This is a genomic window from Acidimicrobiales bacterium, assembly GCA_016794585.1.
In the GTDB taxonomy this organism is placed as follows: Bacteria; Actinomycetota; Acidimicrobiia; order Acidimicrobiales; family DATDAH01; genus JAEUJM01.
Map to the genome: position 1 here is coordinate 74,132 of JAEUJM010000009.1, position 13,492 is coordinate 87,623.

The 13,492-nt window shown below is 72.3% G+C and carries 13 protein-coding genes; 2 read left to right on the forward strand and 11 right to left on the reverse strand.

The window, feature by feature from the left end:
- Positions 1-24: 24 nt before the first annotated feature.
- The 6 genes from JNK12_03560 to JNK12_03585 all read right to left on the reverse strand — a co-directional run bounded on the left by JNK12_03560 (position 25) and on the right by JNK12_03585 (position 7,239).
- A complete protein-coding gene (locus JNK12_03560) occupies positions 25-1,311 on the reverse strand; it encodes a type II toxin-antitoxin system HipA family toxin (GenBank protein ID MBL8774977.1) in 1,287 nt (428 codons plus the stop codon).
- Positions 1,301-1,576, reverse strand: coding sequence for a helix-turn-helix transcriptional regulator (locus tag JNK12_03565; GenBank protein MBL8774978.1), 276 nt, complete (start codon positions 1,574-1,576; stop codon positions 1,301-1,303). The genes JNK12_03560 and JNK12_03565 overlap by 11 nt, the downstream gene beginning before the upstream one ends.
- Before the next feature lie 88 nt (positions 1,577-1,664).
- Positions 1,665-3,401, reverse strand: coding sequence for an acyl--CoA ligase (locus JNK12_03570; GenBank protein MBL8774979.1), 1,737 nt, complete (start codon positions 3,399-3,401; stop codon positions 1,665-1,667).
- The gene (locus tag JNK12_03575) at positions 3,394-4,683 is read right to left on the reverse strand and encodes a TetR/AcrR family transcriptional regulator (GenBank protein ID MBL8774980.1); all 1,290 of its coding nucleotides are present in this window, start codon (positions 4,681-4,683) and stop codon (positions 3,394-3,396) included. The genes JNK12_03570 and JNK12_03575 overlap by 8 nt, the downstream gene beginning before the upstream one ends.
- A gap of 52 nt (positions 4,684-4,735) precedes the next feature.
- On the reverse strand, positions 4,736-5,956 hold the full coding sequence (locus tag JNK12_03580; protein MBL8774981.1) for a CoA transferase: 1,221 nt from the start codon (positions 5,954-5,956) through the stop codon (positions 4,736-4,738).
- 56 nt (positions 5,957-6,012) lie between these two features.
- Positions 6,013-7,239, reverse strand: a complete 1,227-nt coding sequence (locus JNK12_03585; protein ID MBL8774982.1) for a cytochrome P450 — start codon at positions 7,237-7,239, stop codon at positions 6,013-6,015.
- A gap of 115 nt (positions 7,240-7,354) precedes the next feature.
- Here JNK12_03585 and JNK12_03590 point away from each other — a divergent pair, with 115 nt between their 5' ends.
- A complete protein-coding gene (locus tag JNK12_03590) occupies positions 7,355-7,912 on the forward strand; it encodes a VOC family protein (protein MBL8774983.1) in 558 nt (185 codons plus the stop codon).
- Between the two features lie 3 nt (positions 7,913-7,915).
- Positions 7,916-8,698, forward strand: coding sequence for a sugar phosphate isomerase/epimerase (locus JNK12_03595; GenBank protein ID MBL8774984.1), 783 nt, complete (start codon positions 7,916-7,918; stop codon positions 8,696-8,698).
- Between the two features lie 6 nt (positions 8,699-8,704).
- On the opposite strand, the gene JNK12_03600 is transcribed toward JNK12_03595, so the two are convergent.
- The 5 genes from JNK12_03600 to JNK12_03620 form a co-directional block, all read right to left on the reverse strand.
- Positions 8,705-9,400, reverse strand: coding sequence for a TetR family transcriptional regulator (locus JNK12_03600; protein MBL8774985.1), 696 nt, complete (start codon positions 9,398-9,400; stop codon positions 8,705-8,707).
- A 153-nt stretch (positions 9,401-9,553) separates the two neighbouring features.
- Positions 9,554-10,309: a carboxymuconolactone decarboxylase family protein gene (locus JNK12_03605; protein MBL8774986.1), complete on the reverse strand. Its 756-nt coding sequence runs from the start codon at positions 10,307-10,309 to the stop codon at positions 9,554-9,556.
- Positions 10,306-11,169 carry an NAD(P)-dependent oxidoreductase gene (locus JNK12_03610; GenBank protein ID MBL8774987.1) on the reverse strand — a complete coding sequence of 288 codons (864 nt, stop codon included), beginning with the start codon at positions 11,167-11,169 and terminating at the stop codon, positions 10,306-10,308. The genes JNK12_03605 and JNK12_03610 overlap by 4 nt, the downstream gene beginning before the upstream one ends.
- Positions 11,166-11,966 carry an SDR family oxidoreductase gene (locus JNK12_03615; GenBank protein ID MBL8774988.1) on the reverse strand — a complete coding sequence of 267 codons (801 nt, stop codon included), beginning with the start codon at positions 11,964-11,966 and terminating at the stop codon, positions 11,166-11,168. The genes JNK12_03610 and JNK12_03615 overlap by 4 nt, the downstream gene beginning before the upstream one ends.
- On the reverse strand, positions 11,963-13,435 hold the full coding sequence (locus tag JNK12_03620) for an aldehyde dehydrogenase (GenBank protein ID MBL8774989.1): 1,473 nt from the start codon (positions 13,433-13,435) through the stop codon (positions 11,963-11,965). The genes JNK12_03615 and JNK12_03620 overlap by 4 nt, the downstream gene beginning before the upstream one ends.
- Positions 13,436-13,492: the final 57 nt, after the last annotated feature.

Here is a 13,492-nt window from a genome sequence, read left to right on the forward strand (position 1 = left end):
CCGCTGGTGACCGAGCAGGAGGCCTCAGGCGAGGAGGGCAGCGCAGCGCCGGCAGCGCTCGGTGACCAGGTCGACGAGACGACGAGGGAGGTCGGTGTCGAGTGCGGGCTCGTCGAGGTCGCCGAGCACCGTGGCGAAGGCGGCCGGCGTTCGTGCCGCCAGGTCGTGGACGCGCTGCAGCAGGCGGCTTCGATCCACTGCCAAATCGTCGGCGGTGCGCTCCCAGGCCGACGCTCGATCTGTTCCGGCGAGTCGGTAGTCGTCGCCGACCTTCATGGCCAGCTTGACCCGGTGCCCCGCGCTCTCGTCGTAGGGCAGGAACGAGGCGAGGTCGTACAGCGGGGCCAGCCGGATCTGGTCCCCGGCGAGCAGCAGGCTGTAGTTCTTCGCATGGGCGTCTGTCCCTGCGATCAGCCAGTTGTAGGCGAGCGCATCGACGAATCGCCAGACGTCGGTCTCGGCAGCGGGCCCCGCGATGGTGGACCGGAGCAGTGCGGCGATCCGTCGGGGCGTGGGACCACCCTCCGACTGGTACTTCCGGGTGGGCGGCACCGAGAGCGCCTGGCAGAGGTCCTCCTGGTGGATGCGCAGGAGGTGGCCACCGCGCTCGATGCGGTCGAACCGTTCGACGACGATGGCCGACTCGTCCTCGAACCGTTCAAGTCGAGCGGCCGCGACCTGCAGACCGAGGTGTCGAGCCGCCGCCATGCAGATGTGCTCGTTGAGGTCCTGGGCGTGGAACCCGGCGACCGCCGGCTTGAGGATGTGCGTGGTCGGCATCGAGCCCCGGGAGACACCCCACCGACCTTCCGCTCGGTGCAACGCGGTCTTGGCCTGTGCTCCGCCGAGACTGAATTGCCCTGTGAAGCCTGGGCCGAGCCAGGTCGCCGAATCGGCTCGCAGTGATCGGAGCCGCGTCGCGATCTCCTCGTCGGTCAACCAGTCGACCTCACCGGGCCGGGAGCGCAGTTCGTCGACCGCTTCGGGGAGGCAGAACTGCACGGCGCCGGCGCAGTCGTGGCCGACCTGGGTCCCGAGGAGCGCGAACGGCGAGCCCACGGACACACCGAAAGCGCGACCCCACCGGGCGAGGACATCGGCGTTGTCGGGGAGGAGCCCCCAGAGCCATGGCGTGACCCGTGCGTCGCCGTGGAGCGCCTCGGTCGCCGGCATCGACACCGACAGTGGTGTTGCCCCTGCGTCGGTGGTGTAGGCCGGGTCGAAGCGGATCCGGAGATCGCCGCTGGACCGTCGCTCGAGCTCGCCGATGGGCTGCCCCTCCAGCAGGACCGTCAGCACCTCAGTCGCCATCGGAGTGCGCAGCCAGGACCTGTGCGAGGTCGATGTCGGATGACCCGGGTCGGGGTGCCGGGACGAGATGGATGGCGAGGTCGAGCGCGGCGAGCACCAAGAGGACGCGTCCCAGCTCCACGGTGCGTTTGCCCGTCTCCAGCTCGGAGAGCCAGGGCCGCCCGACGCCGGCCCGGCGCGCGAGTTCGGTCTGGGACAGGCCCTGGTCCTTGCGAGCGGCTCGGATCGCAGCGCCGAAAGCATGCGAGGTCTGGATGCGCCGCACGTCCGGCTCCTCTGTCGGCGTTCGAAGACAGAGTATCTCTGTTTGCGTTCGACGACAAGTGCCGACTGTCGCCGAACGCCGACACCGATCACTCGTCGGCGCGGGCCGCCTCGGTGAGGTCGGTGGCCATCGCCGCGAGGCGCCGGCGGTCGGGCTTCTGGCTGGTGAGGAAGGGGACGTCGGTGGCGGCGAGGCGGAACAGGTGCCGCGGGCGCTTGAATGCCGAGAGCAGGTCGCGGAGCTGCGCCTGCACGTCGTCGAGGTCGGCGTCGCCCACGACGAGGGCCACGACCTCCTGGCCGTCGACGGGGTGCTCCACGCCGAACACGTAGGCGGCGGTGACGCCGTCGAGGGACACCAGCGCCTTCTCGACCTCGGAGGGCGCCACGTTGGAGCCGCGGGCCTTGATGAGGTCGGTCTGGCGGCCCTTGAAGAAGAACCAGCCGTCGCGGAACAGGCCGCGATCGCCGGTGTGGTACCAGCCGTCGGCGTCGAAGACGTCGGCCCGCTCCTGCTTGTGGAGGCCGAGCATGACGCTGTAGCCCCGCACCCAGACCTCACCCTCGACGCCCTCGTCCACGTCGTTGCCGTCCTCGTCCACGATGCGGTGGGACATCCCGGGGACCTCGTGGCCGAAGGTGCCCCGGTAGGCCTCGGTGGTGCCGGCGAAGTCCTCCTCCTGGGTCCAGAAGGTGTGGGGGCCGCCGGTCTCGGACATGCCGAGCGAGGTGACCGCGAGGCCCGGGTCGGCGGGACGGAACTCGGCGGGGCGGCCCTCGAGGAAGGTGCCGTAGCGCAGGGCCGAGAGGTCGGTGGCGGCGAAGTCGGGATGGGCGGTGAGGGTGACGCCGATGCCCGGCCAAGCGCTCACGCAGCTGACCCGCTCGCGCTCGAGCAGGGCCAGGGCGGTGCCGGCGTCCATGCGCTCCTGGGTGACGAAGGCGGCGCCCACCGCCAGCGCCCGCAGCAGGGTGAACGAGAAGCCGCCCACCCAGCACAGGGGCATGGGCGTCCAGATGCGGTCCTCGGGGCCGAGGCCGGACAAGGCGGCGAGGTTGCGGGCGTGGCGCAGCAGCGGCCCGTGGCCGTGCACCACGCCCTTCGGCGTCCCCGTGGAGCCCGACGTGTACGTGATGAGCATCGGGTCAGCCGGGGTGACGTCGTCCTCCATGGCCCGGACCACGGCGGCGAGGGCGGGGTCGGGGGCCTCGTCGAGGGTGGCGCCGATGCCGGCCTCGGCCCACGCCACGTCGGCGTCGTCCCAGAACAGCACCCGGCGCAATTGAGGCAGTTCGGGGAGCAGCAGGTCCGGGTTGGTGCAACCGGCGAGGCCGGGGGCGACCTCCAGGAGGCGGGTGGTGTGGTCCTGGGGGCCGAAGGTGGTTGACGCCAGCAGCACGCCGACGTCGGCGTGGCGCAGCATCGTCGCCATCTCGGGCACCTGGTAGAAGGTGTTGACGGGCGTCGAGACGGCTCCGATGCGACAGATGGCCGCCCAGGCCACGACCCAACCGACGCCGTTGGGCAGCAGGGTCCCGACGTGGGTGCCCTTCGCCACGCCGCGGGCCACGAGGTGGGCGGCGAGGGCGGCGGAGCGACGGTCGAGCTCGGCGTAGGTGAGGCGCTCGTGGACGTCGGCCACCGCGAGGTTGTCGGGGTGGGTGGCGACGGCGTGGTGCAGGAGGCCTGCCACGGTGGGGACGTGCTCGGGCCAGGTCGGGGCGTCCGAGCGCTCCCACGTGGCGCCGGCGGCTCGCGGGTGGGGAGGCGGCACGCGGACGCCGCCGGTCTCGCCGGTCTCGCCGGTCTCGTCGGGGTCAGTCACCGGCCGCCTCCCGGCCGAGGATGCCCCGGGCGATCAGGTGGTGGGCGGCGGCGACGGCGGGGGCCTCGTCGAGGTCGTGCAGCACGACCACGGTGTAGGGCACCCGTTCGATGACGGCAAGGAGGCTGATGGCGTCCACGTCGGTGTCCCCGAAGCCGCGGGCGTGGACGGCCCGCGCCAAACGGTCGAAGAAGACCACCATGAGGTCGAGGGACATGGCGGCCAGCTCGGGGTCGCCCGGATCGATCTCCTGCCAAGCGCTGATGACGCCGCCGTTGGACCGGTAGGCCTCGAACCACCGGCCCAGCCACTCGTCGAGGGGCCCGTCGGCCTCGGTGGGGAAGACGTCGACCAGGTCGGCCATGTGTCGCCCGGCGGCCAGCGCGAGGGTCCGGAACACGTGATCGGTGCTCTCGAAGTACTGGTAGAAGGTGCCGTGGGAGCAGCCCGCCTCGTCGACGATGTCGTCGACCCGGGTGGCGTGGTAGCCCCGGCGGGGGAGCACGGAGCCGGCGGCGTCGAGCAGGCGCTGGCGGGTGGCGACGCCGCGGGGGCGCAGCGGGCGCCCGCTGTCGTCGCCGACCGGTGCAGCGGGCCAGGACGGGACCGCGGTCGGAGGCGGCCCGACGACCGGCCCGACGTTGACCCCCGGGAGGGGGCCGTGGACCACGCGGTGCACGGTCTCGGCCAGGCCGCGGGTGAAGCGAGGGCGGGGGAGCGAGAAGAGCCCGAGGAGCCAGTAGTGGGCGCTGCGCAGGACCATCGCCACCGTGGCCTCTGCTGCGGTGCGGGCGTCGACGCCGGTCGGCAGCGCGGCGCCGCCCTCGATGACGTCTTGCACCGCGACGGTCAGCGGTCGAGGCAACGGCTCGGCGGGGCGGGCGTCGCGAAAGGCGGCGGGGAACGACAACAGGACGGGCTGGTAGACGCGTTCGACCTCGACCAGCGCATCGAGCCACGCCTCCAGGGCCGCCACGCCATCAGGATCGGCCGTGACCGGATCGAGGCGCGCGGCCAGATCGGCCAGCGCTCGGCTGAGGTGGCCCGCCAGGCGCCAGAAGACGTCCTCCTTGCTGGCGAAGTACTGGTAGAACGCGGGCCGTGAGCACCCGGCAGCGTCGGCGATGTGCTCGACCTTGGCGTCGTGGTACCCGTGCTCGGCGAAGACCGCGAGGGCGCCCGTCAGGATCGACCGCTGCGTCGTCACCCCGCGCTCGCCCACCTCGGCTCGGCCGCCGAAGGGGGGGCGCCGCAGCACCGTCCCGTCGTCGAGCGTGCTCACGCCGGGCGCGTCGACCGGCTCGACGACCGTCGCCGCGCGTCCGCCACCGGCGCTATCCGACGGCGCCCGAGGTCTTGAGGGCGATGAGCTGGTCCCAGTCCATCCCGAGGGCGAGCAGCACCTCGTCGGTGTGCTCGCCGTGGCCGGGGCATCGGGTGATCTCGGTCGGCGTCTCGTCGAACTGGGCCGGGCTGGCCACCAGCTGCACGTCCTGGCCGTTCGCCGCGGTCATCGTCGGGAGGTAACCGTTGGCGACCACCTGGGGATCCTCGTAGAGCTCGTCGAGGGTCTGGAAGGGGGCCCAGGCGCCGGCGAAGTCCTCGAGCACCTCGCGCCAGTGGTCGAGGGGGTGAGCCGCGAAGGCCTCGTCGAGCAGGGTGATGCACTCGACGCAGTTGGCGGCGCGCGCGGCCGAGTCGACGAAGCGCTCGTCGGTGGCCATCTCGGGCTTGCCGAGCCGGGTGACCAGGTCGGCCCAGAACTTGTCGCTCTGCAACAGGACGAGCATGACGTGGCGGTCGTCGCCGGTGCGGTAGATGGCGACGCCCGGGTTCGGGTTCTGGCGTCGATCGCCGCCCGTGGGGATCTTGGAGAAGCCGAACAGCTTCGACGCCACCACGAGCGGCGAGATCTGCCACATCGAGGTGGCCATGAGCGACACGTCCACGATGCTCGCCTCGCCGGTGCGCTCGCGCTTGAACAGGGCGCTGGCGATGGCGCCGGCGACGGCCAGGCCACCCATCACGTCGCCGAAGGCGGGCGCGGCCTGGCCCATGGGCCACCCGTCGCGGTCGGGCATCACCGCGGCCATGCCGGCGCGGGCCCAGTACGACGTGCCGTCGTAGCCCGCCTTCTCGGCGTCGGGGCCCTTGGTGCCCTGGCCGGTGCCGCGGGCGATGATGAGGTTCGGGTTCCGTGCGCGCAGGTCGTCGTTGTCGATCTTCAGCTTGCGCCGCACCTGGGGCAGGTAGTTGGTGAGGAACACGTCGGCGGTCTCGACCAGCTTCAGGAGCGCCTCGCGCCCGTCGGGGTGGGAGAGGTCGAGGGCCACGGACTTCTTCCCGTGGTTGGGCTGCTCCATCATGAAGTTGACGCCCTCGGCGCCGCCCGGGAGCAGCCCCGACGTGACCAGGCCCCGCTGCGGGTCGCCCGTCTCGGGGTGCTCGATCTTCAGGACCTCGGCCCCCTGGTCGACCAGGACCGCCCCCGCGGAGGGGACGAACATCCAACTCGCCACCTCGACGACCCGGATGCCCTCCAGTGGTCCCGCCATGGCCTACCTCTTTCGGTCGATGTGCTCGATGTGCTCGATGTGGTGTCGGGCCGCGGCTACGCCGTCGCCGGCCGGGCCAGGACCATCGGGAAGTGCTCGATGGAGCGGATGCCGGCGGTGTAGACGAGCTCGTGGCCCTCGGGCACCGAGTAGTCGGGGATGCGCCGGTGCCACTCACGCAGGGCGATGCGCAGCTCGAGGCGGGCCAGGTGCGAGCCGAGGCAGCGGTGGATGCCGCCCCCGAAGGCGATGTGGCGGTTGACTTCGCGGTCGAAGCGCACCTCGTCGGCGTCCTCGAGGAACTCCTCGTCCGTGTTGGCCGAGCCGATGAGGGCGATGACGTGGTCGCCCTTCTTGACCGGGCAGCCGGCGATCTCGGTGTCGGCCACCGCCGCCCGCACGATGCCCATCACGGGCGTCTCCCAGCGGAGCATCTCCTCGACCGCGGAAGGGATGAGCTCGGGGTCCTCCACGATCTGGCGACGGTGGTCGGGGTGCTCGGCCAGGAAGGCGAACATGCAGTCCAGCGTGGCGGTGACCGTGTCGAGCCCGGCGATGAGGAACAGGAAGCAGATGTCGAGGATCTCGTGGCGGGTGAGGCGGACGCCGTCGACCTCCGTGGCGAGGAACTCGCTGAGCAGGTCGTCCCGGGGCTCGCGCTCGCGCTCGTCGAGCACCTCGTCGAAGTAGGCGTAGATCGAGTCAGCGGTGGCCTTCTGGTGGGCCACCGCCTCTGGGGTGCCGAAGGCGGTGCCCACGACGTGGTTGGGGCGGATGATGCCGTCCTTCATCGCGAGGAAGGTCGGCAGGTTCTCGAGGGGCAGGCCCAGCAGGGTGAGGAACACCTGGGTCGGGAACCGCGTCGAGAAGTCGGCGGCGAAGTCGATCTCGGTGCGGTCGTCCAGCTCGTCGATGAGCTCGTTGACCAGTTCGGTGACCGGCTCCTCGAGCTCGGCCGCCACCTTGCGGGGAGCGAAGAGCGGGTCGAGGATCCTGCGGTACTTCTTGTGGTCGGGCGGGTCGATCTGGAGCGGGATCATGGGGCGGACGTTCTGGAGGTCCACCGCGGACATGTTCGACGAGAAGACGTCGGCCTGGCGGAGGGCCTCGTCCACCTCGGCCCGACCGGCCAGCACCACGCTGCCCTCCATGGGGAGCACCCGCATGGCGGCGCGCATCTCGGCGAAGACCGGCTGCGGCGCCCGGGCCATAGCCGGGTCCATCTGGCTGAACGGGTCCTCCTCCGGTGTCTCGTCGTCCACCGGGGCCGTGGTCTCGCTCATCCCCGCCGACGCTACGACCGTCTAACGCGAGCGTCAATTAGCGCCCGATGACCGAGGATCGTGTCAGGCACGGAGAAGATTGAACGAGCGTTAAAATATAAGTAACGTCCCCGGGATGCGCCGAACTCGGGTGGTGATCGCCGCAGCAGCCGTGATGATCGTGCTGGCGGGCTGCTCGAGCGGGGGCGGGGCGGACGACGCCGCGTCGACCACCACCGAAGCGCCGGCGTCGACCACCACGACCGACGACGGGGTGGTCGAGATGTCGATCCCCGACGCGACCGAGTCGGCCTCGCCCGCCGCGGAGGGAGCGGCGTCGGGGACGGTGATCATGCTCAAGCTCCACGTGGGCGACGTCGACGACGCCACGACCTTCTACGAGACGGTCTTCGGGGCCACGACCGCCTACGAGCTCGGCGACGGCATCCGGGTGCTGACGATGGCGGACGGCCCGGGGTTCATCCTCATCGAGGACGCGCCCGGCGAGGCGGACGAGTGGAACGGGAGCTTCTTGATCCAGGTGCCGGACCTCGCCGCCGCGGTCGCGCTGGCCGAGGAGAACGGCGCCACCTCCGAGCAGGCGTTCGAGGGCTCGCCCGGCGGTCAGGAGGCGCGATCGGTCGATCTGCTCGACCCGTGGGGCAACCAGATCGAGATCCTCCAACTCGACTGAGCCGTGTCGGACGTCGACGATCGCCCGCAGCTCGGGCTGCAGCTCTTCACGCTGCGCTCGTCGGGGGAGGGCCTCCTGCGCCTGCTGCCGAGGGTGGCGGCACTGGGCTACCGGGGCGTCGAGCTCTACGGCGGGCAACTGGCTGACGTCGACCCCGACGACGCACGGACGGTCCTGAACCAGGTCGGCCTCACCGTGCCGAGCGCCCTTGCGGGCCTGTCGGCGGCGGGCCGCTTCGACGAGGACGAGCTGGAGCGGCTGCAGGCGATCGGCGTCGAGCACGTGGTGGTCCCACTTCTCTGGGTCGACCAGTTCGCCGATGCCGATTCGGTGGCTGCCGCCGCAGAGCGGCTGAACGGCGCCCAGGCCCAGCTGGCCCGACGCGGTCTCGTGCTCGGCTACCACAACCACCACTGGGAGCTCACCCCGCTCGACGACGGCCGGCCGGCGCTGCTGCACCTGTTCGAACGGCTCGATCCCGCCGCCGTCGCCGAGGTCGACCTCTACTGGGTGCACGTCGCCGGTGTCGATCCCGCAGCCCTGGTGGGCGAGCTGGGCGACCGGGCGCGCCTGCTGCACGTGAAGGACGGCCCCGGCGACGATCCGTCCGCTCCGCAGGTCGCGCTCGGCGAGGGTGCCCTCGCCCTGGCGGCGGCGCTCCAGGCGGCATCCTCGGCGACCTGGCACCACGTCGAGCTCGACCAGTTCGACGGCGACGCGTGGGCGCCCGTCGTCGCCAGCGCCGACTACCTGTCCGACCTCGGCCTCACCCGCTGCGGCCGCTGAGCCGCGTCAGAGGAGGCGGGGGCGCTCGGGTGGCTCGCCGGCGCCGGCCGATGCGTCGAGGCGCTGGAGCGTCGCGGGGGAGGGGTCGGCGCGGAGGAAGCCGGTGAGTCCGTCGAGCAGGGCGTTGGCGAACACGTCGAAGGGCACCTCGACCACGCCGGCGTCGACCGCCCGCTCCCGATCGGCGGCGGCGTGCACCGCCATGGTCTGGGCCTGTTCGATGCGCAACGACCGCAGCGGCTCGGGCAGGTCGGCGAGCAGGCGCTCGAGGTCGGCGCGGAGCTCGTCACTCGAGCGCTGGCCCTCGGGAGGCAGGTCGAGGTGGTCACGGGCCGAGCCTCGCTCGTGGCGCTGCAGCTGCTCGACGAACGAGACGTAGTGGTTCTCCGGGTCCTCGGCGAGGGCGAGCACGGGGAGGAAGTGGGCCTCGAGTCGGGAGCGGAGGTCGTCGAGGTCGCACCGGGCCACGAGGAGGCGGCGATCGGCCAGCAACTGCGGCAGGCGGTGCTGGAAGATGGCCCGGATCAGGCCGTCCTTCGACCCGAAGTGGTAGTGGACGGCCGAGTTGTTGGCCGAGCCCGCGGCCGCGGCGATCTGGCGGAGCGACACGCCCTCGACGCCGTCGCGGGCGAACAGCCGCTCGGCCGCCACCACGAGGCGCAGCGCGCTGGCCGACGGGGCGGGATCGGCGGCGAGGCTCACGCTTCCCGCTCCTGGCTCGTACCTCGCCGGGCCGCTCGCTTCGCCGTTCGCGCCACGGAGGCCGGGCCCACGCCGATTCTGGTCAGGCTCACGTTTCCCGCTCCTGGCTCGTACCTCGCCGGGCCGCTCGGGCCACGCCCTCGTTCCTCGGGCTCACTCCTGCGCAGTCTGCCACTGCGCCGCGACGTCCCGGAGCACGGTGGCCCGCTCGCGGCTCGCGTAGGCGTCGAAGTGCAAGATCAGCTCCTGCATCTCGTCCCAGGTGATGTCGCCCGACCCGAGGGCGGAGGTCACGTGCGACCAGATCGGCCCGATGGCGTCGCTCACGCCGACGCAGGGGACGGTCACCAGGCGGCGGTCGCGGCGGCTCAGGCCGGGCCGCTGCCAGAGGTGGCCGAACACGAAGTTCAGGATCCCGGCGTGGAAGTAGGGCGAGTCCTGGCCGGGTGCGTCGATGAGGTTGACCTCGACGAACGACTCGATGCCGCCGGCGATCCGCTCGGCGTGGCGCTCGGGGCCGAGCTCGTCGTGCGAGCGCTCGGGGAACGGCGGGGTGGGCTCGCCCCGCTCCTCGTGCAGGCGCTGCCACTGGCCCCGCACCGTCATCTCCAATTGCGAGGCCCGGGGCCAGCCGCAGTAGACGGCGAAGTGCAGGGTGATCTCGTTCAGCTCGTCGATGGTGAGGTCACCCGTGGCCAGGGCCGCGTAGACGTGGGCGTCCATCTCGGCCACGTCGACGGCGGCGCTGAGGCAGGCGATGGTCACGATGCGCCGGTCGCGGACGCTCAGCCCCGGCCGGGTCCAGATGGCGCCGAAGAGGCGTTCACGGTCCGCCCGGTCGAGCGGGGTCGGGGCGTCCGGCGGGTCCACCGCCATGATCGCCCGGTAGGTCTCGTCGACGTCGGTCACCGTTCGGCTCCTGTCTCGGTCTCTGTCTCGGTTCGGCCGGGGCTCGGGCGGTCGACGCCCATCTCGCGGAGGGCGTCGTCGGCGGCCCGCACGAGGGTCGACGCGGCGGGGTCCGCGCCAGTGCGGTCCGCGAGGATCCCGACGTCCTTGGCCAGGAGGGCGCCGGCGAGCTGGGCCATGAGCTCGAGGTCGTAGGCGCCGCCGCCGGCAACCACCTCCGCGGCGTAGCTGCGGCCGCTCCCGCTCGACAGGACGGTCGCCACCGCGGCGAGGTCGAGTCCCTTCACCCGCGCCAGCGCGAATCCGTCGGCGGCCACCGCCAGGTGGGCGGCGAACAGCGTGTTGTTGAGCACCTTCACGTCCTGGCCCGCGCCGAGGGGGCCCAGGTGCAGGACCGGGTCGCCGAAGGTGGCCAGGATCGGGCGGCACCGCTCGACCACCTCGTCGGGACCGCCCACCATGACCAGCAGCTCGCCCTCGGCGGCCTTGTGGCCACCGCCGCTGACCGGCGCGTCGAGCACGTGGAGCTCCGGGAAGTCGGCTTGGAGGCGCAGGCAGGTGTCGGGGTGGACGGTGCTGTGCACGATCACGACCGACCCGGGGGCCATGGCGGCCAGCGCGCCGTCGGAGCCGCGCAGCACGTCGTCCACGCCGGCGTCGTCGACCACGCAGACGCCGAGGACGTCGACGGCGGCGCCGAGCTCGCTCAGGCTCTCGGCCACGGTGGCGTCCGAGTCGGCGAAGGGCTCGAGGGTCTCGGGCCGGCGGGCCCAGAGCGTGGTGGCGAAGCCGGCCTCGGCGATGCGCCGGGCCATGGGCCCGCCTTGGCTGCCGAGGCCGATGAAGCCGACGCGGGTCATCCCTGCTCTCCGATCATCCGCTGGAGGTACGCCTCGATGTCGTCCGTGCGCTCGCGCAGCTCGTCGTGGATCTCGGGGGCGGTGACCACCAGGAAGGTGCCGCCCGCCACCGCCTCGGCCACGAGCTCGCCCACCGCCTCGGGCTCGACCAGCTCGTGCTGGGGCGCCCGGGGCGTGGCCGCCTCGCCGTAGAAGCTGATCTGCTCGAGGATGTTGGTGATCACGCCCGACGGGCACAGGCAGGTGACGCCGACGCCACGGGGCCCGAGGTAGATGGCGAGGGCCTCGGAGAGCCCGACGACGGCGTGCTTGGTGGCGACGTAGGGCAGCCGGTCGAACCCGTAGGCGAGCAGCCCCGACGCCGACGCGGTGTTGACCACGTGGCCGTGACCCTGCTCGAGCAGGTGGGGGAGGAACACCAGGTTGCTCCGGGCGATGCTCAGCAGGTTCAGGTCGACGACCCGTTGCCACGCCTCCATGGGTATGGCCTCGGCCGGCCCCATGGCCAGCACGCCGACGTTGTTCATGACGAGGTCGAGGCGCCCGAACGCCTCGAGGCAGCGGGCGCGGAGCGCTTCGAGGTCGCCCTGCTCGGACACGTCGACCGCCAGCGCGACGGCCTCCCCGCCCGCCTCGGTGACGAGGGCGGCGGTCTCCTCGGCACGTGTGCCATCGAGGTCGCTCACCGCCACGCGTGCGCCGCGGCGGGCGAGGGACAGGGCGGTGGCCCGGCCGATGCCGCTGCCGGCGCCGGTGAGTGCGGCGGCGGCGCCGTCGAGATCGAGGGGGACGGTCATGCGATCGCCACCGCCTTGGTCCGGACGAACTCCCGCAGGCCCTCCTCGCCGCCCTCCCGGCCGAAGCCCGAGATGCCGAGGCCGCCGAACGGCAGCTCGCAGCCGGTGACGGGGGAGGCGCCGTTGACGTACACACCGCCGGCGGCGAGACGCGGGACGAGGCGGTTGACCCGGTCCACGTCCTTGGTCCAGAGGTAGGAGGCCAGCCCGTACCGGGTGGCGTTGGCGATGGTCATGGCCTCCTCCTCGTCGGAGAAGCGCATCAGCGAGAGCACCGGGCCGAACACCTCGACCTGGCCGAGCTCGCTCTGCGGGTCGACCTCGCCGAACACCGTGGGCTCGACGAAGAAGCCCCCCGGGTCGGCGCCGTCGGGGACGCCGCCACCGGTGAGCAGGGTGCCGGCGCCCGAGTCGGCGGCCCGCTCGACCATGGCCAGGATGCGCTCCTGCGCCGCCTGGCTCACCACGGGACCCATCCCGATCGTGAGATCGAAGGGGTCGCCCACCGTGATGTCACGGGTGAAGCTCACCACCTTCTCGGCCAGCGCGTCGTAGACACCGTCCTGGACGACGAGGCGGGTGCCGAGCGCGCAACCCTGGCCGGCCAGGGTCTGGTGGACCGAGGCGGTGGCGAGGAAGGCGATGGCGTCGAGGTCCGGCGTGTCGTCGAACACGACGTTGGCCGACTTGCCGCCGAGCTCGAGCACGACCGGTGTCAGGTCCTCGGCACAGGCGACCACGATCCGCGAGGCGGTCGCGGGCCCGCCGGTGAAGCTCACCTTCTGGACGAGCGGGTGGCGGACGAGGGCCTCGCCCGCCTCGGCGGTGCCGGGCAGCAGGTTGACCACGCCGGGCGGGATGCCCGCCTCGGCGACGCAGGTCATCAGGTGCTCGGTGGCGTACGGCGTGAGCTCCGAGGGCTTGATGACCACCGTGTTGCCCGCGGCGAGGGCGGGCAGCACCTTCATGCCCACCGAGACCAACGGACCGTTCCAGGTGAGGATGATCCCGACCACCCCGTAGGGCTCGGGCACCGTGAAGGCCAGCTCGCGTCCGTGGACCGGCGTCGAGGTCACCCGCCCCTCCACCTTGTCCGCCCACCCCGCGTAGTAGCGGGCGTAGTCGACCACCGAGGTGGCGGTGAAGTGGGCGATGCCCAGGGTCATGCCGTTGTCGAGCACGGACAGCCGGGCCAGCTCGGGCCGGGCCGCCTCGAGCAGGTCGGCGAGCCGGACGAGCGCGTCCCGGCGCTGCCACGGCGTCCAGGTCCGCCAGACCTCGAAGGCCGCGGCGGCGGCCCGCACGGCGTCGTGCACGTCGTCGGGGCCGGCGAGCGGCACGGGCCCCTGGACCTCCCCGGTGGCCGGGTAGACGTGCTCGTGCACCCCCCCGCTCCCCGTCGTGCGCCGCTCGTCCCCGATGTGCAGGTGCACCTCGGGGACCGAGCGGTCGGTCTCGGTGTCGGTCACCGCGTCCCCCTCGTCCTCTGCGATCCGTCAGCCCGTCGGGCTGCTAAGACATCCAGC

Excerpts from the sequence above, each read along its gene's own strand:
- JNK12_03585 (MBL8774982.1), bottom strand. The coding sequence starts at position 7,239 with ATGAGCGAGACCACGGCCCCGGTGGACGACGAGACACCGGAGGAGGAC.
- JNK12_03610 (MBL8774987.1), bottom strand. The coding sequence starts at position 11,169 with ATGACCCGCGTCGGCTTCATCGGCCTCGGCAGCCAAGGCGGGCCCATG.
- JNK12_03560 (MBL8774977.1), bottom strand. The coding sequence starts at position 1,311 with ATGGCGACTGAGGTGCTGACGGTCCTGCTGGAGGGGCAGCCCATCGGC.
- JNK12_03590 (MBL8774983.1), top strand. The coding sequence starts at position 7,355 with ATGCGCCGAACTCGGGTGGTGATCGCCGCAGCAGCCGTGATGATCGTG.
- JNK12_03580 (MBL8774981.1), bottom strand. The coding sequence starts at position 5,956 with ATGGCGGGACCACTGGAGGGCATCCGGGTCGTCGAGGTGGCGAGTTGG.
- JNK12_03615 (MBL8774988.1), bottom strand. The coding sequence starts at position 11,966 with ATGACCGTCCCCCTCGATCTCGACGGCGCCGCCGCCGCACTCACCGGC.